The 22,981-nt window shown below is 69.6% G+C and carries 28 protein-coding genes and 1 pseudogene; 18 read left to right on the forward strand and 11 right to left on the reverse strand.

The genetic code is table 11. The features are described from left to right. A partial coding sequence (locus tag ACYVE7_RS09300; RefSeq protein ID WP_460364181.1) for a sigma-70 family RNA polymerase sigma factor occupies window positions 1–908 on the reverse strand: 908 nt, incomplete at its 3' end. A gap of 135 nt (window positions 909–1,043) precedes the next feature. On the opposite strand from ACYVE7_RS09300, the gene ACYVE7_RS09305 reads away from it, so the two are divergent. Then, complete coding sequence (locus ACYVE7_RS09305) at window positions 1,044–1,766, forward strand: hypothetical protein (protein WP_460364182.1); 723 nt, start codon at window positions 1,044–1,046, stop codon at window positions 1,764–1,766. A gap of 114 nt (window positions 1,767–1,880) precedes the next feature. Here ACYVE7_RS09305 and ACYVE7_RS09310 read toward each other — a convergent pair whose 3' ends face one another. Continuing rightward, window positions 1,881–2,642: a GntR family transcriptional regulator gene (locus ACYVE7_RS09310; RefSeq protein ID WP_460364183.1), complete on the reverse strand. Its 762-nt coding sequence runs from the start codon at window positions 2,640–2,642 to the stop codon at window positions 1,881–1,883. A 154-nt stretch (window positions 2,643–2,796) separates the two neighbouring features. Here ACYVE7_RS09310 and ACYVE7_RS09315 point away from each other — a divergent pair, with 154 nt between their 5' ends. Together ACYVE7_RS09315 and ACYVE7_RS09320 are read left to right on the forward strand one after the other, a co-directional pair. Continuing rightward, on the forward strand, window positions 2,797–3,051 hold the full coding sequence (locus ACYVE7_RS09315) for a hypothetical protein (RefSeq protein ID WP_460364184.1): 255 nt from the start codon (window positions 2,797–2,799) through the stop codon (window positions 3,049–3,051). Then, the gene (locus ACYVE7_RS09320) at window positions 3,048–3,425 is read left to right on the forward strand and encodes an ATP-binding protein (protein WP_460364185.1); all 378 of its coding nucleotides are present in this window, start codon (window positions 3,048–3,050) and stop codon (window positions 3,423–3,425) included. The genes ACYVE7_RS09315 and ACYVE7_RS09320 overlap by 4 nt, the downstream gene beginning before the upstream one ends. Before the next feature lie 23 nt (window positions 3,426–3,448). Here ACYVE7_RS09320 and ACYVE7_RS09325 read toward each other — a convergent pair whose 3' ends face one another. Further along, entirely contained in the window at window positions 3,449–3,886 is a 438-nt protein-coding gene (locus tag ACYVE7_RS09325) for a MarR family winged helix-turn-helix transcriptional regulator (RefSeq protein WP_460364186.1), read from the reverse strand. 81 nt (window positions 3,887–3,967) lie between these two features. Here ACYVE7_RS09325 and ACYVE7_RS09330 point away from each other — a divergent pair, with 81 nt between their 5' ends. Then, the gene (locus ACYVE7_RS09330) at window positions 3,968–4,600 is read left to right on the forward strand and encodes a maleylpyruvate isomerase family mycothiol-dependent enzyme (RefSeq protein WP_460364187.1); all 633 of its coding nucleotides are present in this window, start codon (window positions 3,968–3,970) and stop codon (window positions 4,598–4,600) included. A 38-nt stretch (window positions 4,601–4,638) separates the two neighbouring features. Here ACYVE7_RS09330 and ACYVE7_RS09335 read toward each other — a convergent pair whose 3' ends face one another. Continuing rightward, on the reverse strand, window positions 4,639–5,082 hold the full coding sequence (locus ACYVE7_RS09335) for a hypothetical protein (RefSeq protein ID WP_460364188.1): 444 nt from the start codon (window positions 5,080–5,082) through the stop codon (window positions 4,639–4,641). A 41-nt stretch (window positions 5,083–5,123) separates the two neighbouring features. Between ACYVE7_RS09335 and pyrE the strand changes: the two genes are divergently transcribed. Next, a complete protein-coding gene (gene pyrE / locus ACYVE7_RS09340; protein ID WP_460364189.1) occupies window positions 5,124–5,660 on the forward strand; it encodes an orotate phosphoribosyltransferase in 537 nt (178 codons plus the stop codon). Between the two features lie 33 nt (window positions 5,661–5,693). On the opposite strand, the gene ACYVE7_RS09345 is transcribed toward pyrE, so the two are convergent. Next, window positions 5,694–6,077: a hypothetical protein gene (locus ACYVE7_RS09345; protein ID WP_460364190.1), complete on the reverse strand. Its 384-nt coding sequence runs from the start codon at window positions 6,075–6,077 to the stop codon at window positions 5,694–5,696. Between the two features lie 151 nt (window positions 6,078–6,228). After that, window positions 6,229–6,888 carry a DedA family protein gene (locus ACYVE7_RS09350; protein ID WP_460364191.1) on the reverse strand — a complete coding sequence of 220 codons (660 nt, stop codon included), beginning with the start codon at window positions 6,886–6,888 and terminating at the stop codon, window positions 6,229–6,231. 181 nt (window positions 6,889–7,069) lie between these two features. Between ACYVE7_RS09350 and fbaA the strand changes: the two genes are divergently transcribed. From fbaA to ACYVE7_RS09370, 4 genes are all read left to right on the forward strand, one after another. After that, a complete protein-coding gene (gene fbaA / locus ACYVE7_RS09355; protein ID WP_460364192.1) occupies window positions 7,070–8,089 on the forward strand; it encodes a class II fructose-bisphosphate aldolase in 1,020 nt (339 codons plus the stop codon). Window positions 8,090–8,143: 54 nt separating this feature from the next. Beyond that, window positions 8,144–8,560 (forward strand): DUF3151 domain-containing protein, encoded by a 417-nt coding sequence (locus tag ACYVE7_RS09360; protein ID WP_460364193.1) that lies wholly within the window; start codon window positions 8,144–8,146, stop codon window positions 8,558–8,560. 136 nt (window positions 8,561–8,696) lie between these two features. Then, window positions 8,697–9,980 (forward strand): adenylosuccinate synthase, encoded by a 1,284-nt coding sequence (locus ACYVE7_RS09365; RefSeq protein ID WP_460364194.1) that lies wholly within the window; start codon window positions 8,697–8,699, stop codon window positions 9,978–9,980. A gap of 156 nt (window positions 9,981–10,136) precedes the next feature. Then, window positions 10,137–11,051: a glycerophosphodiester phosphodiesterase family protein gene (locus ACYVE7_RS09370; protein WP_460364195.1), complete on the forward strand. Its 915-nt coding sequence runs from the start codon at window positions 10,137–10,139 to the stop codon at window positions 11,049–11,051. A gap of 97 nt (window positions 11,052–11,148) precedes the next feature. Here the strand turns inward: ACYVE7_RS09370 and purD are convergent, their stop codons facing one another. After that, on the reverse strand, window positions 11,149–12,396 hold the full coding sequence (purD, locus tag ACYVE7_RS09375; RefSeq protein WP_460364196.1) for a phosphoribosylamine--glycine ligase: 1,248 nt from the start codon (window positions 12,394–12,396) through the stop codon (window positions 11,149–11,151). A gap of 302 nt (window positions 12,397–12,698) precedes the next feature. Between purD and ACYVE7_RS09380 the strand changes: the two genes are divergently transcribed. From ACYVE7_RS09380 to ACYVE7_RS09410, 7 genes are read left to right on the forward strand one after another with little or no spacing between them, the layout of a single operon-like run. Continuing rightward, on the forward strand, window positions 12,699–13,784 hold the full coding sequence (locus ACYVE7_RS09380; RefSeq protein WP_460364197.1) for a magnesium and cobalt transport protein CorA: 1,086 nt from the start codon (window positions 12,699–12,701) through the stop codon (window positions 13,782–13,784). Between the two features lie 13 nt (window positions 13,785–13,797). Continuing rightward, a complete protein-coding gene (locus ACYVE7_RS09385) occupies window positions 13,798–14,991 on the forward strand; it encodes a low temperature requirement protein A (protein ID WP_460364198.1) in 1,194 nt (397 codons plus the stop codon). After that, complete coding sequence (locus tag ACYVE7_RS09390; RefSeq protein ID WP_460364207.1) at window positions 14,912–15,673, forward strand: MOSC domain-containing protein; 762 nt, start codon at window positions 14,912–14,914, stop codon at window positions 15,671–15,673. Before ACYVE7_RS09385 ends, ACYVE7_RS09390 begins: the two co-directional genes overlap by 80 nt. Next, a complete protein-coding gene (locus ACYVE7_RS09395; RefSeq protein WP_460364208.1) occupies window positions 15,643–16,533 on the forward strand; it encodes a phosphoribosylaminoimidazolesuccinocarboxamide synthase in 891 nt (296 codons plus the stop codon). Before ACYVE7_RS09390 ends, ACYVE7_RS09395 begins: the two co-directional genes overlap by 31 nt. Window positions 16,534–16,564: 31 nt before the next feature. Further along, window positions 16,565–17,239 carry an NUDIX hydrolase gene (locus ACYVE7_RS09400; RefSeq protein ID WP_460364199.1) on the forward strand — a complete coding sequence of 225 codons (675 nt, stop codon included), beginning with the start codon at window positions 16,565–16,567 and terminating at the stop codon, window positions 17,237–17,239. 36 nt (window positions 17,240–17,275) lie between these two features. Then, the gene (gene hisC / locus ACYVE7_RS09405; protein ID WP_460364200.1) at window positions 17,276–18,346 is read left to right on the forward strand and encodes a histidinol-phosphate transaminase; all 1,071 of its coding nucleotides are present in this window, start codon (window positions 17,276–17,278) and stop codon (window positions 18,344–18,346) included. 43 nt (window positions 18,347–18,389) lie between these two features. Continuing rightward, window positions 18,390–18,569 carry a hypothetical protein gene (locus ACYVE7_RS09410; protein WP_460364201.1) on the forward strand — a complete coding sequence of 60 codons (180 nt, stop codon included), beginning with the start codon at window positions 18,390–18,392 and terminating at the stop codon, window positions 18,567–18,569. Here ACYVE7_RS09410 and ACYVE7_RS09415 read toward each other — a convergent pair whose 3' ends face one another. Beyond that, the gene (locus ACYVE7_RS09415) at window positions 18,570–19,094 is read right to left on the reverse strand and encodes a TetR/AcrR family transcriptional regulator (protein WP_460364202.1); all 525 of its coding nucleotides are present in this window, start codon (window positions 19,092–19,094) and stop codon (window positions 18,570–18,572) included. 92 nt (window positions 19,095–19,186) lie between these two features. On the opposite strand from ACYVE7_RS09415, the gene ACYVE7_RS09420 reads away from it, so the two are divergent. Together ACYVE7_RS09420 and ACYVE7_RS09425 are read left to right on the forward strand one after the other, a co-directional pair. Further along, entirely contained in the window at window positions 19,187–19,834 is a 648-nt protein-coding gene (locus ACYVE7_RS09420) for an FMN-dependent NADH-azoreductase (RefSeq protein WP_460364203.1), read from the forward strand. Then, the gene (locus ACYVE7_RS09425; protein WP_460364204.1) at window positions 19,831–20,151 is read left to right on the forward strand and encodes a DMT family transporter; all 321 of its coding nucleotides are present in this window, start codon (window positions 19,831–19,833) and stop codon (window positions 20,149–20,151) included. Before ACYVE7_RS09420 ends, ACYVE7_RS09425 begins: the two co-directional genes overlap by 4 nt. Window positions 20,152–20,164: 13 nt before the next feature. Here the strand turns inward: ACYVE7_RS09425 and ACYVE7_RS09430 are convergent, their stop codons facing one another. The 3 genes and pseudogenes from ACYVE7_RS09430 to ACYVE7_RS09440 form a co-directional block, all read right to left on the reverse strand. After that, window positions 20,165–20,827, reverse strand: coding sequence for a hypothetical protein (locus tag ACYVE7_RS09430; RefSeq protein WP_460364205.1), 663 nt, complete (start codon window positions 20,825–20,827; stop codon window positions 20,165–20,167). Beyond that, window positions 20,824–22,551 carry a serine/threonine-protein kinase gene (locus ACYVE7_RS09435; RefSeq protein WP_460364206.1) on the reverse strand — a complete coding sequence of 576 codons (1,728 nt, stop codon included), beginning with the start codon at window positions 22,549–22,551 and terminating at the stop codon, window positions 20,824–20,826. The genes ACYVE7_RS09430 and ACYVE7_RS09435 overlap by 4 nt, the downstream gene beginning before the upstream one ends. 128 nt (window positions 22,552–22,679) lie before the next feature. Further along, window positions 22,680–22,981, reverse strand: a pseudogene (locus ACYVE7_RS09440) (transcriptional regulator); the annotation flags it as partial.

The following is a 22,981-nucleotide window of genomic DNA, read 5'->3' on the forward strand; positions in this document are numbered from 1 at the left end:
TTGCCCGTGGGGCTCAGCGCCAGGGCCGTCGCGGCGACGGCGACGGCCGCGGCCGTCCCGCCGGCGAGGGCCTGCTGCTGCCGCTTGGGCAGCGCCTTCCACCAGAACAGCGCGCCGCCGAAGATCCCGCCCTTGAGCAGGAACGCCGAGCCGGTGACGCCCAGGATGAGCGGGCCGACCAAGGTGCGCAGCGACCGGTTGAGGTCCTTCAGCTCCAGGTAGATGGCCCGGCAGTCGCCGCAGTCGTCGAGATGCGACTCGACCTTCGCGGTCTCCTTCTTGGCGAGCCCGCCGCGCACGTAGGAGCCCAGGATGTCGAGGGTGGGGCGGCAGTCCTTCGGCGGGGCGGCCGCCAGATGCATCTGCAGATAGGCCTGTTTGAGGCCTTCGCGCGCCCGGTAGGCCAGAGCGGCGACGCCGTTCGCCGACAGCCCCAGCACCGGGGCGACATCGGCGGGTTTGCGGCCTTCGATCTCGGTGTGCCAGAGGACGGCCTGCCACCGTTCGGGCAGCGACAGGAACGCCCGGACGATGATCTTCTGCTCGAGCCCCTCCAGCGCGGGATCGACGAACGGCACCCCGGGGTCATAGAGCTCTATCTCGTCGGTGACGCTCTCGCGTTTGCCGCTGCGCTGCCGGTCGTAGATCGTGCGGCGCACCGACGTCAGCAGGTAGGGGCGGAAGCTGTCGCTCGGGCCGCCGCCGCGCTGGATCACGGCCAGGACCTTGGTGAAAGTCTCGGAGACGGCGTCGTCGACCTCGGCGTCGCTGCTGGTCAGATGGCGGGCCAGGCCCTTCGCCGCCGCGACGTGGCGTTCGTAGAGCAGCGCGTAGGCGCCCGTGTCGCCCTCGCGCATTCTGCTGATCAGCGCGGCGTCGCCCGGCTCCGCCACCGTCGACTCACCCATTGCCACCCCTTTACCCATTCCTGACCGTAACTTATTGGCTACCGAGTGTCGTTGGGGCTGATTCCGCAAATCGCGTCATGACCCAACGGGTCCGGCGTCTTGGTCCTTGAACGGGTTTACGACAGGAGGACCGGGATGGCTTATGTGTGGCGGGGCGTCACCGCGGCTGAGTATCTGAGCGATGCCTGGCGGAATCAGTCGATGCACACCTGGACGATCCCCACCGACTGGTGGACACCGGCCGTCGAGGAGATCGTCGAGGCGATCGTCCAGGCACGTCCCGCGGGGCCCGCCGCCTGCCATCTCGGCCTGGCCAGGGGCCGTGCGGGGATCGGCATCGGCGAGACCCTCGACGACCTGGCCGCGCTCGCCACGGCCGTCGGCTGGCCGGACCCGCCGCACGCGCTGGTCAGGGCACTCGCCGAGGGCTGGGCGGAGGCGGGGGTGACGTCCGAGGCCAGCCCGACCTGCGAGGACCCGCTGACCGGCCTCGCCACCCTGCCCTACCTGCGCAGCAGGCTCGCCGAGATCTACCGGGAGGCCGCCGCCGACGACCGTTCCGCCGCCGAGACCCACACCCTGATCCTCATCGAGCTGATCGACGACTATCCGTCGTGGCGCCGGGTCGCCCGCGCGATCGTCGTGGGCCACGACCTGCGCTCCGTCTTCCCGGGCGGCGAAACCCTGACCCTGCTGCCGCCGTCGCACGCAGCGGCCCTGGTGCCGCTCCGCCCGTCCCTCCCCCTGCAAACCGCCCGCCTCCGCCGCGCACTCCGCAACACCGCCCAAATCTGGCTGGAACGGCTCCCCCCCACCCACCACGACGCCCTGGCCCTCCTAGAAGCCCTGACCCCATGACCGGCTCGCCACAGAAGCCGCCGACAGCCACCGATCAGTGACCCAGCGTAGTCATCGCTGAGTGTCCGGCGCACTTCCCCGCCGCCGACGCCAAGGGTGTCGTCGGCGGGCGACTCACGCCTTCCAGGTGAACGAAAGTTCCCACTGGTGAGCCGGGACGACGATCTTGTTGACCTCGACGATGCGTCCGCTCGCGGTTCGGGCGAGGCGCGTGATGGAGCAGACGCGCTGGTCAAGGTCCATATGAAGGGCCGCCGCCTCCTCTTCTGACGGGGTACGGACACGAACCGTCTCGGTGAATTCCGCAGGCGCAAGACCCAGCTCCGCGAGCCGTGAATAGGTGCCGCCGGGACCGGTGTCCTCACTGAGGAGAGCGGTGCCTTCCGCGATCGAGAGCGGCAGGTAAGACGTCGCCAACTGCACGTGGATACCGTCCGCGAGCATGTCCCGTGCTCTGGCGACCACCGGCGCCCCTGGCTCGATACCCAGATATTGCGCTATTTCCGGCGGTGCAGGCTGCTGGGAGACCACGACGGCGACCTCGGGTGTCAAGCCGAGAGCCTTGATCTCCGCGTCGAAGGCTCCCCGGTTGCCGTCCGCCTCCCGAACAGCCGGGTTCTGCCGTGCGACCGCCTCCCGGCGATTGATCGGCAGCTTGCTGACGGTCGTCCCGCGACCTCTCTCCGGCCGGACCAGTCCCTCGGTCCGCAACATCGTCAGCGCCCGGTTGACCGTCGCCCTGTTCACCCCGAAGCGATCGGCCAGCTCAGGCTCGGGAGGCAGCAGGGTCCCCGGCGGGAACTCTCCGTCCGCGATAGCGGCCCGAAGCAGGATCACGACCTGCCGATACTCGGACTTGGGCTTCTCGACCACCATCAGCGCTCCGCATACTCCGGCGAGTGACCATTGACCAGCTTAGAACATTCGCACAACGTGGCGCGTTTTTCTCGAATCACTTGACACTCCGAGGTTCCCAGAACACGCCTTGAAACGTGCAGCGTATCGCGTGCTTCGTAGCGGGAGGTCTTTGGTGGGCGCGAGCGAGAAACGTTTCAACCTGCTCACCCGGCTGGTCTGGCAGCTCAAGGACCACGATCGAGGTGTGATGCTCGTGTTTCCCGTACGCGGCGAACCTGCCGTCTGGGTGTCCCTCCCGGACGGCCGGCGATTCGTCGTCATGGCCGTCGAGCAGCAGGGAGGCTGGGGCTTCGTCTGGGGATCATTCTTTGCCTCCGCCGACGAGATCAGCCTGGCCGCCGCCCGCATCGCGGCGGCCTGCGAATGAGCGTCGACACCTTCGAGATCCCCGGGCACCCGTCACAGGTGCGTGAGGTGCGTCGATGGGCGAGAGACCTTCTGTCCGGGGAGGCGGCGCCCGTTCGGGAGGACGTGGTGTTGCTGCTCGCCGAGGTCGTCACCAACGCGATCCGCCACTCGGATTCCGGGCGCGGCGGCAAGGTCGGCGTCTCGGTCGAGGTGCACGGAGCGGCCGTGCGATGCGAGGTCAGCGACGCGGGTGGCCGGGGTGCGCCTCGGCTTCTCGAACGGCCCGGGGTCGAGCACGGCCGCGGGCTGGTGATCGTCCGGGAGCTCGCGGCCGAGTGGGGAACCCGTGCGGGGGAGGACGGGAACGTCACGTGGTTCGAGGTCTGGAGGTGAAGCCCGGAGTCCTCGATGGCTGGTCAGAGGTAGGGGTCGGTGATTTGGCGGAGGAGGGTTAGGGAGGTGCGGAGGGATTGGTAGTGGGTGGGGCCCAGGTGGGATTGCCAGGATTGTTCTAGGGCGTGGACGGCGGCGTCGGCTATGGGGCGGACGGATTTGGCCTTGGGGGTGAGGTGGAGGAGGCGGGCTCGGGCGTCGGTGGGGTCGGGGGTGCGGTGCAGGTAGCCGGCGCGTTCCAGGTTGTCGACGAGGTGGGCGGCGGTCTGCTTGGTGACCTGGGCAGACTCGGCGAGGTCGGTGAGGCGGACGCCGTCGTCGCAGACCCGGGCGAGGAGTTTGGCCTGCGCGGGGGTGATGTCGGTGTGGCCGGCGTCGACGACGGCCTGGTAGGCGGCCTGTTCCATGGCCCGGTAGGGGATGAAGAGGAGGAGGCCCAGATTGAGTTCTTCGGCGGGCACCGGATCACTCCTTGACGATGGTCAGAGACACTGACTAAATTGGACAGAGAGGCTGACTAAATTGTAGCCAGGGGAGCGGACATGGACGTGGCCGGAGCTTGGCGGATCATCGACACGGAGCGGGCGTCCCTCGCGGAGCTGTTCGAGGGGCTGTCCGACGAGCAGTGGGAGACCCCGTCGCTGTGCGCGGGCTGGCGGATGCGAGAGCTCGCCGCCCATCTCGGCAGCGGGCCGAACGCCCGCTGGGGGCCGATCCTGCGGGAGGCAGTCCGGGCGCGCGGCTCGTTCGACCGCCTCGTCGACAACGTGACCAAGGACGCCGCCCGCGCGCCCCGCGACGAGATCATGGCCACCCTGAACGGAACGGTCGGATCCCGGCGTCTCGCCCCCGGGCAGAAACTGTCCTACGCGCTGCTCGACGTCCTCGTGCACGGCCAGGACCTGGCGATCCCCCTCGGCATCGAACGGCCGATGCCCCCGACGGCCGCCCGCGACTCGGCCGAGCTGACCTGGCGGATGGGCCGCCCTTTCCACGCCCGCAAACGTCTGCGCGGCTACCGCCTGGTCGCCACCGACCTCCCCTGGACCGCAGGCGACGGCCCCGAGATCCGCGGCCCGATCGCCGCCCTCCTCCTCCTCGTCACCGGCCGCCCCGCCGCCCTTCCCACCCTCACCGGCCCCGGCGTCGCCCACCTCTCCGCCCAGCCGACCTAGCACTCCGTCCACAGGCTGTGGAGCCCGCTTGGGCGGGATCAGAGGGCTTTCAGGAGGGTGTCGAGGGTGGTGGGGAGGGCGGTGGGGGGGCAGGAGGTGGTGTGCCAGGCGCGGAGGAGGGCCTGCTTGAGGCGGGGGTCGTCGGGGAGGGTTGACAGGTAGGCGCAGGGGGCGTCGGGCCAGTCGCCGGCGGGCTCCGGGAGTTCGGAGTCGACTACGACGTATCCGGCGATCGGGCGTTTTGCGGCTCGTTGGGCTAGGGCGAGTGCCGGGAGCAGCGGGCCTGCGGGGCCGCAGGCGATCAGCACGAGCGGTGCGGCCGGCGAGGCCGCGTTCAGTGCTAGCGCGTGGGCGGCCACATAACGGTGTGGGACCGCGGCGGGCTCTGCGACGTCCGGTGCGAGAACGGTGCGGCCGAGGGCGCGCAGCGCGTCGGCGAGGGGGCTCGGTGCGCTCAGCAGGACGAGGGTGCCGGGAGTCATGAACGTCATCGTGCCAGGGGCGGGGGCTCTAAAGTGTGAGCGTGAGCGATCGTGATGAGCTGCTGAAAGAGATCAAGACGAAGGCCGTGAAGCACGGCGACTTCACCCTCTCGTCCGGCAAGAAGGCGTCCTTCTACGTCGATCTGCGCCGGGTGACCCTGGACGGGAAGGCCGCTCCGCTGATCGGCCGGGTGATGCTCGACCTGACCACGGACCTCGGCTACACGGCCGTCGGCGGGCTCACGCTGGGCGCCGACCCGGTCGCGACGTCCATGCTGCACGCGGCGGCCGCGCGCGGCCAGATGCTGGACGCGTTCGTGGTGCGGAAGGCCACCAAGGCCCACGGGATGCAGCAGCGGATCGAAGGCCCCGACATCAGGGGCCGGCGCGTCCTGATCGTCGAGGACACCTCGACGACGGGCGGCTCGCCGCTGACGGCCGTCGAAGCCGCCCAGGAGGCGGGCGCGATCGTCGTGGGTGTCGCGACGGTCGTGGAGCGCAGCGCCGCGGGTGCGATCGTGGAGGCGGGGCACGAGTACCGCTACGCCTACACCCTGGACGACCTCGACCTGGGCTGAGTCGCGAAAAAGCCCCGCCGGAGAACGGCGGGGCTAGTTCTTGCTGGTCAGCTTGCCGTCGCGGAACTGGAGGTTCACGGGGCCTTCCGCCTGGAGGCTGACGGGCTTGCCGTTGACGAGCAGCCCGACCTTCGCCGGCGTGTAGATCGTCAGATCGAGGTCGAGGGCGCTGAGCGCCCGGTCCTCGGTGTAGAAGCCCTGCAGATAGATCATCCCGTGGTCGGGCGACTGCGCCAGGATCTGCGCCTTGCCGTCGACCTTGAGAATGATGTACTTCGACGAGGACTCGGCCGCCATCGGCTTGGTCTCGCCCGATTCGGCCTGCGAAGCCGCGGCTCCCGGCTTCTCCGACTTCGAGTTCAGCGAGCTCACCAGGGCGATCCCGCCGACCACGACCAGGGCCACGGCGAGTGCCACGGCCAAGCCGATGATCAGAAGTCGCGCCAGACCCCGAGGGTCATTCCGGTGTCGTCCCACAGGGGGAGAGTAGCGACAGGTTGGGAGTGCGGCGACCAGAGTGACTGATCGGTGATCGAAGGGACGTCACCCGAACTACCGGCCGGACCGGCTATTTAGCCGCCTTCTTCCCCTTCCGCATCTCCAGGAGGATCGGGACGACCGAGATGATCAGGATGACCACGACACCCGGGATGATGTACCGGTCGATGTTCGGCACCGACGCGCCCAGCCAGTGGCCCATCAGGAACAGGCTGTCGGTCCAGATGATCGCGCCGATGACGTTCCAGACGAAGAACCGCTTGGTCTCCATCCCGAGCATCCCGGCGAGCGGGTTCAGGAAGGTCCGGACGATCGGCACGAACCGGGCGATCACCACGGCCTTCTCGGGACCGAACTTGTTGAAGTAGTACTCGGCCTTCTCCACCCATTCCTTCTTGAACAGGCGGGAATCGGGTCTGTCGAAGAGTTTCCGCCCGTACTTCGCGCCGATCCAGTGGCCGAGCTGCGCCCCGGCGATCGCCGCGATGGGCCCGCCGATCAGCAGGACGGGCAGCGAGATCTGCTCGAACTCGGTGCCGTTGAGCTCGTTCACCGAGGTCAGGATGCCGGCGGTGAACAGCAGGGAGTCGCCGGGCAGGATGCAGCCGAACAGCAGCCCCGTCTCAGCGAAAATGATCAGGAGGACGCCGATCGCGGCGAACGTGCCGAAAAGGCTCAGCCAGTACTCAGGGTGCAGGAATTCCACGGCGGCCAGCCTATCCACGCCCACCCCTGCTCCACTCCCCCCTCACCGTAAGAACCCGCAGGGTGTGGACCTATCCCCCGGAGGGGGGTAGAGAGGGGAAAGAGCCGGTGCGAGATAGTAGACGTGAGGCAGACCCACGCCGCACCCTCCTGTGGCGACACCGTCTGAAGACGGTGCTGACCTGCCCCGACTGAGAGGAACACTCATGCCCATCGCCACTCCCGAGGTCTACGCGGAGATGCTCGACCGCGCCAAGCGGGACGGCTTCGCCTACCCGGCGATCAACGTGACGTCGAGCCAGACGCTCAACGCGGCGCTGAAGGGTTTCGCGGACGCGGAGAGCGACGGCATCATCCAGGTATCGACCGGCGGGGCCGAGTACCTGTCCGGGTCGCTCAAGAACATGGTGACCGGTTCGGTGGCCTTCGCCGAGTACGCGCGGGTCGTGGCGGCCGAGTACCCGGTCAACATCGCGCTCCACACCGACCACTGTCCGAAGGACAAGCTGGACGGCTTCATGCGTCCGCTGATCAAGATCTCGCAGGAGCGGGTGGCGCGCGGCCAGGAGCCGCTGTTCCAGTCGCACATGTGGGACGGCTCGGCCGTGCCGCTGAAGGAGAACCTGGAGATCGCGACGGAGCTGCTGGCCGAGTCGGTCAAGGCCCGGACGATCATGGAGATGGAGATCGGCGTCGTCGGCGGCGAGGAGGACGGCGTCTCCCACGAGATCAACGACAAGCTGTACACGACCGTCCAGGACGCCCTGGAAACGGCCGCTGCGGTCGGTGTGGGCGACAAGGGGCGGTACATCCTGGCGGCGACGTTCGGTAACGTCCACGGCGTCTACAAGCCCGGCGCGGTCAAGCTCCGCCCCGAGGTGCTGAAGGAGCTGCAGGACGCCGTCAGCGCCGAGTACGGCGTCGACAAGCCGTTCGACCTGGTGTTCCACGGCGGCTCCGGCTCGTCCCTCGAGGAGATCCGCGAGGCACTCGGCTACGGCGTGATCAAGATGAACATCGACACGGACACGCAGTACGCGTTCACGCGTCCCGTCGCCGACCACATGTTCCGCCACTACGACGGCGTGCTGAAGATCGACGGCGAGGTCGGCAACAAGAAGCAGTACGACCCGCGCGCGTGGGGCAAGGCCGCCGAGGCGAACATGGCCGCGCGGATCGTCCTGGCCTGTGAGGACCTGCTGTCGGCCGGCAAGCGGCTGAAGTAACCCGCAAGATCAAGTCTGACCCGGCATTACGCCGCGGGGCCGTGGTTGCCTAGCATGACTGGCATGAGCCAGAACCTGCTCGGCGGCCCGGCCCCGACCCTTCTTCCCGACCTTCCCGAGGCGACCAGGCTCCACGCCGAGGGCACGGACCCCTACGAGGTGGCCGCGAAGTTCCCGGCCCACCCCGCCGCCTGGGCGGAGCTCGCCGAACGCGCCTTCGCCAAGAGCAGCGTCATCGAGTGCTACGCCTACGCCCGCACCGGCTACCACCGCGGCCTCGACGCCCTCCGCCGCAACGGCTGGAAGGGCCACGGCCCCATCCCATGGGAACACGAGGCGAACCGCGGCTTCCTGCGCTGCCTGAACTCCCTCGCCAAGGCCGCGGCCGCGATCGGCGAGGAGGAGGAGGCCGAACGGTGCCGGAGTTTTCTGCGGGACTCGAGTGAAACGGCGGTGCGGGCGCTTGCCTGACGGCGTTTCGGGCAGCCGGGGCACCCCGCTGGTTTCTCTGCGGCGACAGGACAGGTAAGATCTGATCGCAAGAGGCCCCTTGTCGCACTTGCGATCAGGGGCTTTTCTGTTTCCGGGCGCAGAAGGAGAAAGTCTGATGCCGGCCATCGTGCTCGTCGGTGCTCAGTGGGGCGACGAAGGAAAGGGCAAGGCGACAGACCTGCTCGGCAACAAGGTCGACTACGTCGTCCGCTACCAGGGCGGCAACAACGCCGGCCACACGGTAGTGATCGGTGACAAGTCGTACGCCTTGCACCTTTTGCCGTCGGGGATCCTGTCACCGGACGTCATTCCTGTGATCGGCAACGGGGTCGTGATCGACCCGGGCGTGCTGCTCCAGGAGATCGACGGCCTGATCGCGCGGGACATCGACTGTTCCCGCCTGCTGATCTCGTCCAACGCGCACCTGATCATGCCCCAGCACCGAGCCCTCGACAAGGTCTCGGAACGCTACCTCGGCAAGTCGCGGATCGGCACCACGGGACGGGGCATCGGCCCCGCCTACGGTGACAAGATCGCGCGTCTGGGCGTCCGGGTCCAGGACCTGTTCGACCCGGGCATCCTGCAGAAGAAGATCGAACTGTCGCTGCGGGAGAAGAACCAGCTCCTCACCAAGGTCTACAACCGGCGGCCGATCCTCGTCGAACCGATCGTCGAGGAGTACCTGGCCTACGGCGAGCGGCTCAAGCCGTTCGTGGCGAACACCGAGCTGATCCTGAACAGGGCGCTCGACGAGGGCAAGGTCGTGCTGCTGGAAGGCGCCCAGGGCACCCTGCTGGACGTCGACCACGGCACCTACCCGTATGTGACGTCCTCGTCGCCGACGGCCGGTGGCGCGTGCGCCGGTTCGGGCGTCGGGCCGACCAAGGTCACCGGCGTGATCGGGATCCTGAAGGCGTACACGACGCGCGTCGGCTCGGGACCGTTCCCGACCGAACTCCTCGACGACATGGGCGAGTACCTGCGCGTCACGGGCGGCGAGTACGGCGTGACGACCGGCCGCGACCGCCGCTGCGGCTGGTTCGACGCGGTGATCGCCCGGTACGCCACCCGGGTGAACGGCGTGACGGACTACTTCCTGACGAAGCTGGACGTCCTGTCCGGTCTGCAGGAGATCCCGGTGTGCGTCGCCTACGACGTCGACGGGGTGCGGCACGAGGAGCTGCCGTCGAACCAGACGGACTTCCACCACGCCAAGCCGATCCTCGAGTACTTCCCCGGCTGGCAGGAGGACATCTCCTCGGCGAAGACCTTCGAGGACCTGCCGCCGACCGCCCAGGCGTACGTCCGGAAGCTCGAGGAGCTGTCGGGCGCGCGGATCTCGGCGATCGGCGTCGGGCCCGGACGTGACCAGACCCTGTCGCTCCACGACATGGTCTGACGCTACACAGTGTGTTAGCTCACACCCCCCGTTCATTGCGGTGAAGCCGGTCATGCTGGCGCACCTGTGGCCTCTACTGTGGTCACAGGTGCTGTTCAGCTGACGGCAACCCATTGACCCGGGGGGTTTTCCATTACTCCGCGTAGCTTGTCGCCCATGGGGCGACGTGTTGAGGTGCAAGGGCACCGGGGGGCGCGCGGGCTGCGCCCGGAGAACACCCTGCCGGCGTTCACGCACGCTCTGGAGCTGGGTGTGGACGGTGTCGAGCTGGACGTCGGGCTGACCAGCGACGGTGTCGTCGTGGTCCATCACGATCAGACGCTCTCGGCGCTGACCACGGTCGACCGTGCGCCGCTGACGCCGGACGACCCGCAGTTCCCGTACGTCGGCTGGCCCCTCCGGAAACTGAGCCTGGCTCAGATCAAGACGGTCGATTCGGGGGTTCGGCGCTTCGAACCCGCCGATCCGTTCTCCCTGACCCAGCTTCCGCTTCCCGGGACTCCCGTGGCGACCCTGGCCGAGGTGTGCTCACTGGTCGGCAGTGTGCCCGCGGTGAAACTGGCCGTCGAGCTGAAGACCGACCCTTCCTGGTCGGATCGGGATGTCCGCGAGTTCACGGCGGCGGTCTGCCGGGTGCTGGACGCCCACTCGATGCTCCGCCGCACCCGGCTGCTCGGCTTCGACTGGCGTTTTCTGCGCCACGCCCGCGCCCTCGCCCCGAAGGCCGGCCGGGTGGCCCTCGTCGAACCCCCGACCCTCGACCCGTCCTGGCTGGCCGGCGGCGACCCGTCCGACCCGGCCGCCGCGGCCTTCGCCGCCGGCGCCACCCACTTCTCCCCCCAGTACACGATCCTGACCCCGCAACTCCAGGCCGCCGCGACGTCCCTGAACCTCCCCGTCACGGTCTGGACCGTCAACACCCCCACCGAAATGGCCCACTTCATCTCTCTGGGCGTCGCCGCGATCGTCACCGACTACCCCGACCGCCTCCGCACCGTCCTCCACGACCTGGGCCACCCCCTCCCTCGCCGCCAACGCCCCCGCCGCCTCCAACAACTCGGCCCCCGCTGACCCCGGCTCAAGATCGTGCCGAGCTGCGGCGTGTCGACCGTTTGAGCCACTGAAACCGTCGACACGCCGCAGTTCGAGGGGATCTTGGGCTGGGTGGTTATGCCTGGGTGGCTTTGAGGGCTATGTCGGTGCGGTGGTGGGAGGCGCGGAGGTGGATTTTGGAGGCGGCTTCGTAGGCTGTGGAGCGGGCTTGGGTGAGGGTTTCGCCGGTGCCTACGACGGAGAGGACTCGGCCGCCGTTGGAGACCAAGGTGCCGGAGGGGTCGAGGGTGGTGCCGGCCTGGAGGACGTAGGCGCCTCGGACGGCGTCGGCGGCGTCCAGGCCCGTGATCGGGTCGCCCTTGACCGGGGATTCCGGGTAGTTCTCGGCGGCGATGACGATGGTGACGGCGGAGCCGGGCTTCCAGTCGAGTTTGAGGTCGGGGGCCAGGTTGCCGACCGCGCAGGACTGGAGGAGCAGGCCCAGCGGGGTGCTGAGACGGTCCAGGACGACCTGGGTCTCCGGATCGCCGAAACGGGCGTTGAACTCGATGACGCGCACGCCGCGCGAAGTGAGGGCCACTCCCGCGTACAGGACGCCGACGTACGGGCTGTTGCGGCGGCGGAGCTCGTCGATCGTCGGCTGGACGACCGTGCGCATGACCTCCTCGACGAGGCCGTGCGGCGCCCACGGCAGCGGCGTGTAGGCGCCCATGCCGCCGGTGTTGGGGCCTTCGTCGCCGTCGAGGGCGCGTTTGAAGTCCTGCGCGGGGTTGAGGGCGACGGCGTGCTCGCCGTCGCAGAGCGCGAACAGCGACACCTCGGGGCCGTCGAGATACTCCTCGATGACGACGCGCTCGCACTGGGCGGCGTGGTCGGCGGCGACCGCCCGGTCGAGGGTGACGACGACGCCCTTGCCGGCGGCGAGGCCGTCGTCCTTCACCACATACGGCGGGCCGAACGTGTCGAGGGCGGCGGCGACCTGCGCGGCGTCGTCGCAGACGAAGGCACGGGCCGTCGGCACGCCGGCGGCCTCCATGATCTCCTTCGCGAAGGCCTTGGAGCCTTCGATCCGCGCCGGGCCCGCGTCGGGGCCGAAGCAGGGGATGCCTTCGCGGCGGACCGCGTCGCCGACGCCCGCCACCAGCGGGGCCTCCGGCCCGATCACCACCAGCGTGATCTTCAGCCGGACGGCCAGTTCGACGACGGCCTGCGGGTCCGTGGGGTCGAGAACATGGTTCTCGGCCAGCTGCGCGGTCCCCGGGTTTCCGGGGGCGCAGAACAGCGCGGAGACCGTGGGGTCTTGGGCAAGGGAACGGACCAGGGCGTGCTCGCGGCCGCCGGATCCGAGAACAAGAACGCGCACGTTGTGCGAGCCTATCGGCTGGCTGAGGCACACCTCACAGCGCCCCGCTGTGAACCCGCGCGTTGACCGGTACGTCTTATGTGTCGGGTGATAACCTGGCACGGGTTTGTGTCCTGTCCCCCAGCGACGAAGGGAGGTGGCCGGAAATGAGTACTGGTGATCCCTGCAGTACGAGCGAAACGCCTCATCATCCGCAGTCCACCTCTGCCGGGGACCGTTCACACCGCTTGCGCTCGCTTCTTTAGCTGAGCGCTTTCACGTGTGCTCCGGATCCCGGATCGACGCGTGAAAAGGAGCCCCCCATGGCGATGACCAGGGTGCGCCCGCCTCGTTCGCTGTTCTTCCGCACCACCCGTCCGTCCGACGTGTGCGTGGTGGAGCCCTGCAGGGACAGCGCCGTGAAGGATTGGGCGGCATATATCGACGGCCACCGTGTGGTGACCGAGAACGTCGCCGACGCCGTCCGGCTGGTCCGTGACGGCCAGCTCGAACCGCTCGACGAGCCGAACGGTTTCGTCTGGATCGGTCTGCACGACCCGGAGTCGGCCGAGCTGGAGAAGCTCGCCGAACTGTTCGGCCTGCCGGAACTGGCCGTCGAGGACGCGATCACCGCGCACCAGCGTCCGAAGCTGGAGCGCTACGGGGACATGCAGTTCTTCGTCCTCAAGACGGTCGGGTATGTGGACCGGCCGACCGGGATCGAGGTCGAGACCGGCGAAATAATGATCTTCTGTGGTCCTGACTTCGTGGTGACGGTCCGGTACGGGAGCTATGTACCGCTCGGCAAGGTCCGCACCCGGCTGGAGGCCGACCCGGAGCGGCTGGAGCTCGGTCCGACGAGCGTGCTGCACGCCGTCGCCGACCGGGTCGTGGACGAGTACCTGCGGGTCGCCGACGCCGTCCAGCAGGATGTGGACGAGGTCGAGGAGTCGGTGTTCTCGCCGGAGCGCACCGACGACGCCAGCCGCATCTACCGGCTCAAGCGCGAGGCGATCCAGCTCAAGCGCGCCGTCGGCCCGCTGTCGGGCCCGCTGCGCACCCTGTGCAACCGCCGGATGGTGCCGACGGAGATCCGCGAGTACCTGCGTGACGTCGAAGACCACCTGACCAGGGTCCGCGAGCAGGTCGACGCCGTGGACGAGCTCCTCAACCCGATCCTGCAGGCCCACATGACCCAGGTCGCGGTCGGCGACAACCAGGACATGCGGAAGATCTCGGCCTGGGGCGCGATCCTGATGGTTCCGACGGCCATCGCCGGAATCTACGGGATGAACTTCGACCACATGCCCGAACTGGGCTGGACCTACAGCTATCCGGTCGTCCTGGGCGTCATCGCGACCGGGTGCACGTCGCTTTACAGGGGATTCCGCCGCAACGGCTGGCTGTGACAGTCTGCCGATCATGACCCCGCATGAGGAGATCACGAAGGTCTCCACGCTCGAACTGTTCTTTGATCTCGTCTTCGTCTTCATCATCACGCAGCTCACCGGGGTGCTGGTGCACCGCACCGACCCGGTCGGCCTGTTCCAGGCCGTGATCCAGTTCGCGCTCCTGTGGTGGATGTACGGCGGATACGCCTGGCTGACCAACACCGTCCCCCTGACCACGGTCACCCGGCGGCTCCTGATGTTCGCCGGGATGGCCGGCTATCTGGTGATCGCGCTGGCGGCGCCGACCGCGTTCGACGGCGGCGGTGTCGCCTGGGGCGTCGGCTATCTGATCGTCGTGCTGGTGCATGGTGGGCTGTACGCGCAGGTCAACCGGAACATCATGCGGATGCTGCCGGTCAACGCGGCCGCCGCGCTGCTGGTGATCCTGGCCGGCGTGGTGGGCGAGGGCCCCGCGGTGCCCGCCCTGTGGATCGCGGCGCTGCTCGTGCATCTCGTGGTGCCGCGGTTCTTCGCGCCCACGCACCTGTTCCAGATCCGGGCGCCGCACATCGTGGAGCGGCACGGACTACTGGTGATCATCGCGTTGGGCGAGTCGGTGATCGCGATCGGGATCGGCGCGGGCGACCACACCCCGACGGCGGGCCTGGTGGTCGCGGCCGTCCTCGGGCTGGCGCTGGTCGGGCAGCTGTGGTGGCTGTACTTCGACACCGACGACGAGAAGGCCGAGCAGTCGCTGCACCGCGCCGACAGCGCGTCCCGGACGTCGATGACCCTGGCCGGTTTCTACAACGCCCATCTGCCGATTCTGGTCGGGATCATCGTGCTCGCGGCCGGGCTTGAGAACGTCCTGCACGGGCCGTGGCACGGGCTGCACGGCGGGCAGGCGCTGCTGCTGGGCGGCGGTACCGCCCTCTTCCTGGCCGGCGACGTCTGGTACCGGCGGATCATGGGGATCGGCCCGTCGTGGCCGCGGCTGGCGGCGGCCGGGCTGGCGCTGGCGTCGGTTCCGATCGGGCTCTGGCTGGCGACGGCCGAGATGGGCGCCCTGCTGATCGTCCTCGCCGGGCTCTTGATCGTGGAGTCGCGGCTGGGACAATCGGGGCATGAAGGTCTCGGGGTTGAACGTGTATCCGGTGAAGAGCGGCTCGGGGACGGCGCTGACGTCCGCCGAGGTGACGAGCAAGGGCTTCCGGTTCGACCGTGAGTTCATGCTCGTCGACGCCGACGGGCAGATGCTGACCCAGCGGGCCCATCCCCGGATGGCCCTGCTGGACGTCGCCTACGACGGCGCGGCGCTGAGCGTCGGCGATTTCGTCCACATTCCCGTCGATGAAAGCGGCGACGGTCGAATCATTTCCACCTCGGTGTGGAAGTCGCCCGTCGACTCCATCGACCAGGGCGACACCGCCGCCCTCTGGTTCTCCGACTTCCTCGGCGTCAAGTGCCGGCTGGTCAGGTTCACCGGCCACCGGCCCGTCGGCGACGGCTCCGAGACGGCCTTCGCCGACGGCTACCCCCTCCTGGTCATCTCCCAGGAGTCCCTCGACGATCTGAACTCCCGGCTGGCCGAGCCCGTGCCGATGAACCGGTTCCGGCCGAACCTCGTGGTCAGCGGGCTCGAACCGTTCGGCGAGGACGGGATCAGGCGGGCCAGGATCGGCGGGATCGAGCTGGAGTTCGCCAAGCCGTGCGGACGCTGCGTGCTGACCACCGTCGACCAGGCCACCGGGATCAAGGGCCGGGAGCCGCTGCGCACCCTCGCCGGCTACCGGACCAGGGTCCACGACGGCGACCGGCAGATCATGTTCGGCCAGAACGTCATCCCGCGCACGACCGGTACCCTTCACCTGGGCGAATCCCTGGAGATCTTGGAGTACTCGGCGTGAAGCACGTGCACAGCGGCAAGGTTCGCGATCTGTACGAACTGCCCGGGGGTGAGCTGCTGCTGGTCGCGCGGGACACCATGTCCGCGTTCGACTACGTGCTCGAGACCCAGATCCCCGACAAGGGCGCGATCCTGACGCAGCTCTCGCTCTGGTGGTTCGAGCAGCTCGCCGACATCGCGCCCAACCATGTGATCGGCACCGAGCTGCCCGCCGACGCGCCCGCCGACTGGGCGGGCCGCTCGGTCGTCGCCCGCCGGCTCGACATGGTGCCCGTGGAGTGCGTGGCGCGCGGCTATCTGACGGGCGGCGGGCTCGCCGAGTACCAGCGGACGGGTTCGGTCTGCGGGGTCGCGCTGCCGCCGGGGCTGGTCGACGGCTCCCGCCTCCCCGAACCGATCTTCACTCCGACGACCAAGGCCGCCGTCGGCGACCACGACGAGCCGATGACCTTCGCGGAGGTCGAGAAGGCCGTCGGCGTGGAGACCGCCGCCCGGCTCCGCGAACTGACCCTCGAGGTCTACCGGCGCGGCGCCGAACTCGCCCTGGAGCGCGGCGTGATCGTCGCCGACACCAAGATCGAGATCGGTTTCGCGGACGGGGTGCTGACCCTCGGCGACGAGATCCTGACGCCCGACTCGTCCAGGTTCTGGCCGGCCGACGCGTGGGAGCCGGGCCGCACCCAGGCGTCGTTCGACAAGCAGTACGTCCGCGACTGGCTGACCTCTCCGGAGGCGGGCTGGGACCGGGCGTCCGGCGAGGCCCCGCCCGAGCTGCCCGCGGACGTCGTCGCGCGGACCCACGCTAAGTACGTCGAGGCCTACGAGCGGATCACCGGCCGGACCTTCCGCAACGACCGCTGAGAATCACCGCCCGCGCGGTAGGTTCTTGGTCATGTCCGTGCCCAGGGTCGCCCTCACCGTCGACCTCGTCGTCCTCACCGTGCGGGAGGCGAGGCTCTGCGCGCTGACCTGGGAACGCGACCGTGATCCTTACCAGGGGCGCTGGTCGCTTCCTGGCGGGTTCGTCCAGCTCGACGAGGACCTGCCCGTGGCGGCCAAACGGCTGATGGAGGAGCGGGCCGGGCTGGCCGACGTCCGGATCCATCTGGAGCAGCTCTCGACGTTCGGCTACCCGGACCGGGATCCGCGGCAGCGCGTCGTGAGCGTCACCTATCTGGGCCTGGCTCCTGATCTTCCGGCCTCGTCCCGCGCGGGCGTGTTCTGGAAGCCCGTGGACACCCTGCTCGGCGAGGAGGAGAACGCGTTCGACCACCGGCGGATCCTCCGGGAGGGCGTGGAGCGGGCGCGGGCGAAGCTGGAGTACACGTCGCTGGCGGCGGCGTTCTGCCCGCCGGAGTTCACAGTGGCGGAGCTGCGGCGCGTCTACGAGATCGTCTGGGGCACGGCCCTGGATCCGCGGAACTTCCACCGCAAGGTCACCGGAGCCGACAGGTTCCTGGTGCCGACGGGGAACACGACCACCCGTGACGGCGGCCGTCCGGCGCAGCTGTTCCGGCGGGGCAGCGCTGAGCAGCTCCATCCGCCGATGCTCCGTCCGAACACATAGGGTGTGACCCGCAGTCTCAATGAGGAGGAAGTGGGGATGAGCGTGCGTTTTCGGGCGATTCTTGAGCGGTTCGAGGCCTACAAGCCCGGCAAATCGGTGCTCTCCCCGGACGGGAAGTCGTTCAAGCTCTCCTCCAACGAGTCACCGGGCGCACCCCTGCCGTCGGTCGTGAAGGCCATCGGCGAGGCCGCGCTGACCATCAACCGGTACCCCGACAACGGCTGCGCCGAGCTGATCGCCGAACTCTCGCTCCGGCACGGCGTCCCCGAGGACCACATCGCCGTGGGCTGCGGCTCGGTCGTGCTGACGCAGCACCTGTTCGCGGCCGTGTCCGAGCCCGGCGTCGAGATCGTCTTCGCTTGGCGGTCGTTCGAGGCGTACCCGCAGTTCGCGGACCTCTGCGGCGCGACGGCCGTGCCCGTGCCGCTGCGCGCCGACGAGACCCACGACCTCGACGCCATGCTCGCCGCGATCACCCCGAACACCCGGATGGTGATCGTCTGCAATCCGAACAACCCGACCGGCGCGGTCGTCCACCGCGACGAGCTGGAACGCTTCCTCGACGCCGTCCCCGACGACGTGCTGATCGTCCTGGACGAGGCGTACCGCGAGTACCTGCGGGATCCGCAGGTCGCCGACGGCCTGGAGCTGTACGCCTCCCGTCCGAACGTGTGCGTGCTGCGGACCTTCTCCAAGGCGTACGGGCTGGCCGGGCTGCGCGTCGGGTTCCTGGTCGGGCATCCGGCCGTCGCGCAGGCGATCCGCAAGTGCTACCTGCCGTTCAGCGTGAACAGCATCGCGCAGGCCGCGGCCGTCGCCTCGATCCGGGCCGAGGACGAGCTGCTGGCGCGGGTCGCGGTCGTCGTCGAGGAACGCGAGCGGGTGGCCGAGGCGTTGCGCGGCCAGGGCTGGACCGTCCTGCCCACCCAGGCGAACTTCGTGTGGCTGCGGCTCGGCGAGCGGTCCGGCGAGTTCGCCGCCCACTGCGCGACGGCCGGAGTCTCCGTCCGCCCGTTCGCCACCGACGGCGTCCGCATCTCGATCGGCACCCCCGAAGACAACGACGCCTTCCTCACCATCGCCTCCACCTACCCCCACCGGGTCTGATTCCCCCCGGAACCCGGCGCCGGGCGGCGGCATCTAACCCGGTATGAGCCGACGTACCCGGCGGCGTGAGCGCCGCACCCTGAAGAGCAAGGCCCGTCGCGAGGCGGCCGAGTTCGCCGTCGACACCGGCGGTGAGATCGTCTCCGAGGCGGCGTTCTCGCTGCTCGGCCGGATCATCACCTTCCCGTTCCGGATCCTGTTCCGCGCGCTCGACGGGCTGTAGTCAGCCGAGCTGGGCGGCCAGGGCGTGGAGGGCGGCTTTGATCTCGTCGTTGGTGAGGCCGCGGGAGCGCTGGAAGGTGTAGACGTCCGGGGCGAGGGGCGCGAGCAGCAGGTCGAGCTGGGCCGGGGTGGCGCCCAGGGTCGCGAGGTGGGTGCGCCAGAAGCCGTACGCGCCCGTCGCGAACCGGGAGCGGCCCGTCTCGGTCGCCAGGACGAGATGGGCGTGCCGGTCCAGCAGATCGACCATCGCGTCGTAGAACGCCGCCAGCCGCTCCGCCGCTGCGGCGCCCGGCCCGAGCGGCGGCTCCCCCGCGATCAGTTGCCGCTGGAGGGCGCGTTCGTGCTCGTCGAGCAGGTCCGTCGCGATCGCGGCGCGGTCGGGGTAGCGCCGGTAGAGGGTGCCGCGGCCGACCCCGGCGGCCTTGGCGATCTCCTCCATCGTGACGTCCGGGGCTCCGCGTTCGGCGAAGAGCTCCGAGGCGGCCGCCAGGATGCGGGCGCGGTTGCGTTCGGCGTCGGCTCTCACCTTTCCCACGGTAGCGGAATATGTGGACATGACGTCCGGTTAGCCCTACCGTACAAGCGGACAGAGTGTCCGCTTAACTGTGGGGAGCCCTCATGGAACTGCTGCACCTCGACGCCAGCGCCCGCACCGGCTCGTTCTCCCGCCGGCTGTCGGCGGCCTTCGCCGAAACCTGGCGGGCCGCCTCGCCCGGCGGCGGCTACACCTACCGCGACCTGGCCGCCCGGCCCGTCCCGCACATCACCGAGGGCTGGACGGAGCTCTGCGACGACGTGCTGCGCCTCAGCATCACCGAGCCGGAGCGCCTGCGCGAAGCCGTCTCCACCGACGCCCAGCGCGCCGCCTGGACCGTCCTGTCCCCACTCCTCGACGAACTGATCGCCGCCGACGTGATCCTCATCGGCACCCCGATGTACAACTACGCGCTGCCGTCGTCGCTGAAGGCCTGGCTCGACCAGGTGACGTTCCCGAAGGTCTCCCTGGCCGGACGGTCGATCGTGGTGGCGAGCTCACGCGGCGGCTCCTACCGTCCCGGCGCGCCCAAGGCGCCCTTCGACCACCAGGAGACCTATCTGCGCGACTTCGCCGCGGGCCACTTCTTCATCGACGACATCACCTTCGTCCACACGGAACTGAGCAACGCCCTCGTCGACCCCGGCCTGGCCGGAGCACGCGACGCCCAGGCCGCCTCCTACGCGGCCGCGCTCACCGAGATCCGTGCACTCGCCAAGGAGAAGGCGTGAACTGGCTGCTGCTGGCCCTCGCGGGCCTCGTCGAGATCGGCTTCTCGCAGTCGATCAAACCGACCGAGGGGTTCACCCGGCCGCTGCCGACCCTGCTCTGCTTCGTGCTCGCCGCGGTCTCGGTCTGGCTGCTGTCACGGGCGATGCAGACCCTGCCCGTCGGCACCGCGTACGCCGTGTTCACAGGGATCGGGGCGGTCGGCGCGATCGCGCTGGGCTTCGCCGTCCAGAAGGATCCGATGTCGCCGGGCAGGCTCGCCGCGCTCGCACTGATCGTCGGCGGGATCGTGCTGTCGCGGATCACCAACCCCGAGTGAGAGCCCCCACCGGTCAGGTGCAGGAGTAGCGGAACGTGACGGCCGTGCGCTGGACCGAAGGGGACAGCAGCTCGAAAGTCGCGGTCAGGGAGGCGCGGCCCTCGCCCTCGACCCGCCAGGTCAGCGGGATCGTCTTGGTCTTCTCACCGCCGACCACGCGGAGGGTCTGGAGCTGCTGCGCGCCGCCCGCGTCACTCTGCGTCCACCGGTAGGACAGCTCTCCCGCCTTGCCGTTGAGCGCGACGACCGCCTTCAGCCTGACCTCGCGGGACTTGGTCGCCCGGTCGCACCGCTGCACCCCGGACGGCGCCTCCACCTTGACCGTCGCGATCTCGAGCGGGCCGCGCGTCTGGAGCAGATACCAGGCGATCCCGCCGATGATCGCGGTCGAGATCGCGATGCTGATCAGCGGTGCGATCCGGGAGCGTCGGCGTTTGCGGGGCGTCGGCGTCCACACCTTGGGGGCGACGGCCGACGGGCCAGCGCCGAACCGCAGCCGGATCTCCTCGTCGGCCGACGGCGGGACGGCCGCGTTCCCGTACGACGGGAAGGTCCGCGGCTCGTGCCGTGTCACCTCCGCCGGAGCGTCCATGTGCGTGGCGTCCACCGGGACGTCCAGGTGGGTGGCCTCCGGCGGGACGTCCCGATGGGTCCGGTCGTCGTCCGGGTGGGTCATCTGATGCAGTCGCCCTTGACCGGTCCCGCGCTGGCGCTCTGGCCGCCCGCCGTCACCGTCGCGCTGCCGATGTCGCAGCCGCCGGGGCTGAAGACCCCGGCGAAGACGAAGGAGCGGTTGAACGGCCCGGCGGCGGTGAGGGTCAGGGTGCGGGTGCCTTCGGACGCGCCGTTGTGCAGCCCGGTCACCACGACCGTGATCGAACCTTCCTCACCGGCGATGGCGCCGGCGACCGTGATGACGAGCGAGCTGCCGCGGATCCCGGCGCTGGCCCGCAGCGCGGTGACGGTCAGCGGCTCCTTCGGCTCCTCGGTCGGCGCGGGCGGCTCGGGTTCGGGCTCGGGGTCGACCGGCGGCGGAGTGGGGGCGACGGGCGGCGGGGTCGGCTCGGGGGGCTTGGTCTCCGACGGCTTGGGGTCGGGGTCCTGGTCGTCGGGGTCGGCCGGATCCATCCCGTCGTCGCCGTCATCCGAGGGGCTGGTGCTGGGCGAAGGCGACTTCGACGGGGAGGCCGGAGTGGACGGCGTCGTCGTCGCCACCGGGTCCTTGGCGTCGGAGCCTTCGGGGGTCTGGCTGCCCGACGGGGTCGGTGCCGGGGTGTCGCCGCCGCCGTTGGCGTTCGGGTCCTCCTCGCCCGCGGGCGCGGCCTGCGGGACCGCCTTGCTGTCCGAGCTGTCCACGAACACGAACGCCCCGCCGACGAGCAGCGCGAGCACGGCGGCCCCGGCCGCGATCAGTAGCCCGAACTTCAGCTTCGCGGCCTGCGCGGCGGCCCGCATGACAGCCGGTGCAGCGGGCGGCTGCGCCGGCAGCACCGAGGTGGCGATGTCGGACGCGGTGACGCCGACCCCGGCGCCGAGCGGGAACAGCAGGAGCAGCGCCAGCGCCCGTTCCTTGAGGTGGGACCGGCCGCGCTCCTCCCACTCCTCGCCGTAGACGGAGCCCGCGATGGTCTCGAGCTCCCACAGGAGCTGGTCGGCGCGTTGCGGACGTTCGGCCAGGTCCTTGGCGAGCCCCGCGGCGATCAGCGGCCTGACCTCCGGCGGCACGTTCTCGACGGGGATCGGCAGCGACTGGTGGGCGATCGCCAGCTCGGGCAGGGTCTTGGCCTGGAAGGGGCGGGCGCCCGTCATGCACTCGTAGGCGACGGCGGTCGCGGCGTACACGTCGGCGGCGGGGGTGACGGGCTCGCCCGACCACTGCTCGGGCGGCATGTACGCGGGCGTCCCGGCGGCCTGGACCTCGTGGCCTGCCTGCACGGCGATGCCGAAGTCGGCGAGCATACTGTTGCCCTCGCCGTCGACCAGCACGTTGCCCGGCTTGTAGTCGCGGTGCACGATCCCCTGGGAGTGCGCGGCGGCCAGCCCCAGCAGCGAACCCTTGAGGATCGCCAGGGACGCCTCGGGGCTGAGCGCGCCGCCTTCGGCGAGGACCTGGTTGAGGCTGACGCCGTTGATCAGTTCCATGACGATCGCGGCGTCGGCGCCGGTCTCGATGTACTCGAAGAACTGGACGAGGTTCGGGTCTTCGAGCGCCGCCAGCAGCCGTGCTTCCTCGCGGAAGCGGCCGACGAACTCGTCACTCATGGTGAGTTCGGGGCTGAGGTACTTGATGGCGACCTGGATGCCCGTTTCCACGTGCTCGGCCATCACCACACGGCCCGACGCTCCCGCGCCGAGCTCACGTAGGTGACGGTATCCGGGCACCGTCCAAGTGCTGTCCACGCCAGTCCCTCCAGCCACGCTGTTTCTCAGCAGTGAGACGCACGACGCTGTGCAGTGGTTGGCGGGAACTGTACAGGTTTCTCCCTAAGGATCCACCCAGGTGTCACTTATCCGATTGATCTCGTTGGTCAGCCCGCCTTCGCGGGGCCGAGCTTCTCGACGATCAGCCGGTACAACTGCCGAGGTCGGCCGGGCTGCGGGGTCCTGTTGGGCGGCAGCGGCCAGGCCAGGCCCTCCTCCACAAGGGTCCTGAGCAGGCGACGGGCTGTGCGCGGAGTCACACCCAGCATCCGCCCCGCGTTCTCGGCGTCGACGATCAGCGGCGCGCCCGTCTCGGACTGGTCGCCCAGCCGGTCGGCCAGCCGCGCGAGGATCTCCAGCCCCTTCGGCTTGACGGGCACTCCGCCGCGCGGCGGGGTGCGCGGCGCGG

This window comes from Actinocorallia lasiicapitis (assembly GCF_054778695.1).